The organism is Bradyrhizobium sp. P2_E8, assembly GCF_056403875.1.
This window is the reverse complement of the sequence record NZ_JBFUES010000861.1, coordinates 1-3,226: the sequence shown is the minus strand read 5'-3', so window position 1 is coordinate 3,226 and position 3,226 is coordinate 1. Positions and strand designations below refer to the sequence as shown.

Annotated in this window: 2 protein-coding genes; one reads left to right on the top strand and one right to left on the bottom strand. The window is 66.9% G+C overall.

From position 1 onward, the window contains the following. Positions 1 to 558: 558 nt before the first annotated feature. Positions 559 to 723, top strand: coding sequence for a hypothetical protein (locus AC1D00_RS33220; protein ID WP_235885664.1), 165 nt, complete (start codon positions 559 to 561; stop codon positions 721 to 723). Between the two features lie 85 nt (positions 724 to 808). Here AC1D00_RS33220 and AC1D00_RS33215 read toward each other — a convergent pair whose 3' ends face one another. Next, a complete protein-coding gene (locus AC1D00_RS33215; RefSeq protein WP_477013576.1) occupies positions 809 to 2,995 on the bottom strand; it encodes a lytic transglycosylase domain-containing protein in 2,187 nt (728 codons plus the stop codon). Positions 2,996 to 3,226 lie beyond the last annotated feature (231 nt).

Sequence of the window (3,226 nt, the reverse complement as noted above, 5' to 3'; positions counted from 1 at the left end):
GCGCCGGGAAGACGGGAAGACAGGTACATCCTCATCCCGTCCCAGAAGGTGGAGCGAAACAGAGACAATCCCGACGGCCGCAACCATCTTTGCGCCCCGCCGCCGTCCGCCTCTCTGGTCGACACGGTCTACTGCTTCGCGCTCGGAGGTGCCACGTGAGGTTCATACTGGTCAACGGCCGAACCCCTTTTCGCAAGACGTTCTGTCTATGGTGCTGCGAGGAGATCAGTGGCAGCTACTTGCGCGATGTCAGGACGTTGCTGCCCTACTGCGGGTACGAATGCTATGGGCTTCATCACGGGGCAGCATCGTTGATCGGGGGGCGTGCGCGCGCGGCATCTTGAGCAGACATGCGGGCGAGGCGAATCGGCGGGTGCGCGCCGGTCGGCAGGAGAGGACACGGCTTTGAGATTCATGCTCGTCAATCAGGAACGTCCCTGCCACGGCGCCGTCTGCAGTGCGTGCGCCCGGCCGCTGGGTTCGAGTTACGTCCGGCATGTGTCCAAGCAAGAGCGCTATTGCGACCAAGATTGCTACCGTCGGGATCAGCGGGCGGCCATGGAGCTGCTGTGGCCCTACCGCAGCTCGCTCGAGGCGATCGCGGTGCTGGGGGCGATCTCGAGCTGGAGCTGGATGATGCAGATGGGCGCGCTCTCGCGCTCGCTGACCGAGGTATATCTGCGCGCCCACGACCTTCTGACCACGGAAGGAGGTGACGGCTAGCTGAACCACGCAGGCCGCGCAGAATCGTCGGCCGCAGTCACCACGTCCAGCCCCGCGCCGCGTTCYAGCCCCGGCGGTCGCGAGGCTAGGGTGAGGGGGCTGCGGCCGATGCCGTTGGCGCCGCGCTCACTTCCTGCGTCGTGACGCGCTGCTCGGATTTCGCAGCGACCATGCCGCTGCTCTCGAACCGCGCACGGTAGACCAGCACGTTCTCAATCACCCGCTGGACGTAATTGCGCGTCTCCGACAGCGGGATGCGTTCGACCCAGTCGACCGGATCGACCTTGGGATCCCTGGGGTCGCCGCGCGCCTGCACCCATTCGCGCACGCGGCCGCGGCCGGCATTGTAGCCGGCGAAGGTCATGATCTGGTTGCCGCGATATTCCGACAACAGCGCGCTGAGCTCGGCCGCCCCCATCTGCGTGTTGTAGACGGGATCGGAGACCATCCTGTCCCAGTCATAGGTCAGGCCGAAGCGCTTTGCGGTGTCGCGCCCGGCTTCCGGCGTCACCTGCATCAGGCCGACCGCATTGGCGGGCGACTTGTCGCGCTGGTCGAACGAGCTTTCGGTGCGCGCCACCGAATAGATCACGCTGGTCTCGATCGCGGGCGCGACCTGCTTGTGCTCGGGGATGCCGATGGTCGGGAAGGCGTAATGGTCGAGCGCGAACCCGCGCGCCAGCGCCGACTTGCCCACCTCCAGCATGACACGGGCATCGTTGCGCCGCCCGGCCAGCTCGCCGAGGCCTTCGAGGGCGGCAACGTCGGTGCTCTCCTTGGCAAAATCCTCGGCGTAGTAGAACACCGTGTCGCGCTCGCCGACGCCATAGAGCATGTCGGCCGCGCGCACGCGCTCATCCAGCGTCTGCGTGTCGGCTGCGGCCAGCACGGGCGAGGGCGGGCGCAGCTCGATGCGGTCGAGGCCGAGCTTGGCGCGGGCGAGCTGACCGTAATAGGCGGTCGGGTAGCGCGCCGCCACTTGATAGCTCTGGCGCGCATCGGCCGTCGCCCCCATCGCTTCCGCGGCGCGGCCGCGCCAGTAATGGGCGCGCGACAGCGCGAGTGGATTGGCCGAGCCTTCGTCGATCGCGGCGAAGTGCATCATCGCCGTCCTGGGATCGTCGAGATAGCGCAGCGCGATCCAGCCGCACATGAAGTGGTAGTCGACGCGATAGACCTCCATCGCCGGCACGGCCGCCGCGCGCACCACGTCGTAAGCGGTCCTGGACTTGCCCTGGTCGAGCAGTTTTCGCGCCAGCAGACGACGCTCGCGCCACCAGGCGTCGGTGTCCTGCGCCGCCATGGTGTCGGGCGCGGCGGCCAGGATCACCTCGGCCGCGTCGTCGATGCGGTCCTTCTGGAGATGCCATTGCGCGCGGCACAGCACATAGCCGAGATCGCGGCGCGCCTCGGTCGACACGTCATCGAGATAATCCTTGGCCTTGTTGGCCTTGCCGGTGACGGCGGCGCAGGCCTTGACGATCGCGAGCGCATCTTCGCCGAGCCGTTTTGCGACGCGCCTTGCGCCGGCATAGTCCTTGGCCCCGAGCCGCTTGTCCATGCGGGCGCGATGGTCGTCGGCAGTGAAGAGATCGCGGAACGCCTCGTAGGCGTCTTCCTCGCTGCGCTCCGACAATTCGTCCGTGCGCCAGGCCTCGCGGACGAGGCGGGCAGCCCTGTCGGCGTCGCCTTCGGCGAGCAGCACGCGGRCGAGCGCGAACTTGCCCTTGGCGCTGGTCGGGCGGTCCATGGTGAATCTGTGCACGGTGGCCGCGTCGGTCTTCTCCTGCCACAGCCGCGCCTCGGCACGCCGGCGCAGCAGCGCGCTGCTCGGCCAGTCCGGATTGGCGGCGAGGAAGGCGGCGTAGCGTTTGAAATTCGCGGTGCTCTCGGAATGGCGCAGCATGAACCAGTCGGCGAGCTTCTGCCCGGCGGGGTCAGCGATGCGGTCGCGCGCCGCGCCCGCGTCATCGGTCTTGCCCTTGCGCGCGAGATCGATCGCGTCCTTGAGTGCGGCGAGGTCGCCGGTCAGCGGCGGGGGCGCCGGCTTGTCTGACGGCTCGTCGTCCTGCTTCTTCGACTTGCGCTTCGCTTCGGCGTGCTTGCCATGGCGCGATTTCGCCGCGGCATGGCGCTGCTTGCCGGCTTTCGCCTCATGCGTCTTCTTCGACGCGGACGATTTGTGATGGCTCTTCGCCGCCAGCTCCGTCGGAAGGAGAGCCAAGGCGGCCACGGCAACGACACACGCGAGCGAGCGTAGGCACTGGTTCATTCCGTGGTCCCCCTGCGAAACCAGTACAAACCAAAGTCCGCGACGACATGCGGCTCGAGAATCAAAGCATCGAAAACGATGCCACGGCATCGTTTCGCATTTGTCACGCTGTCGCAACATTGCGGCAAAATACGGATGGAGCGCGGGAACTCTTGCAACGCGGGATAGAGCCGGGCCTTTAACCTTTGTTAACGAATGAGGCTCGCGCGACGGTTGCGCGCGGTCCAGGGC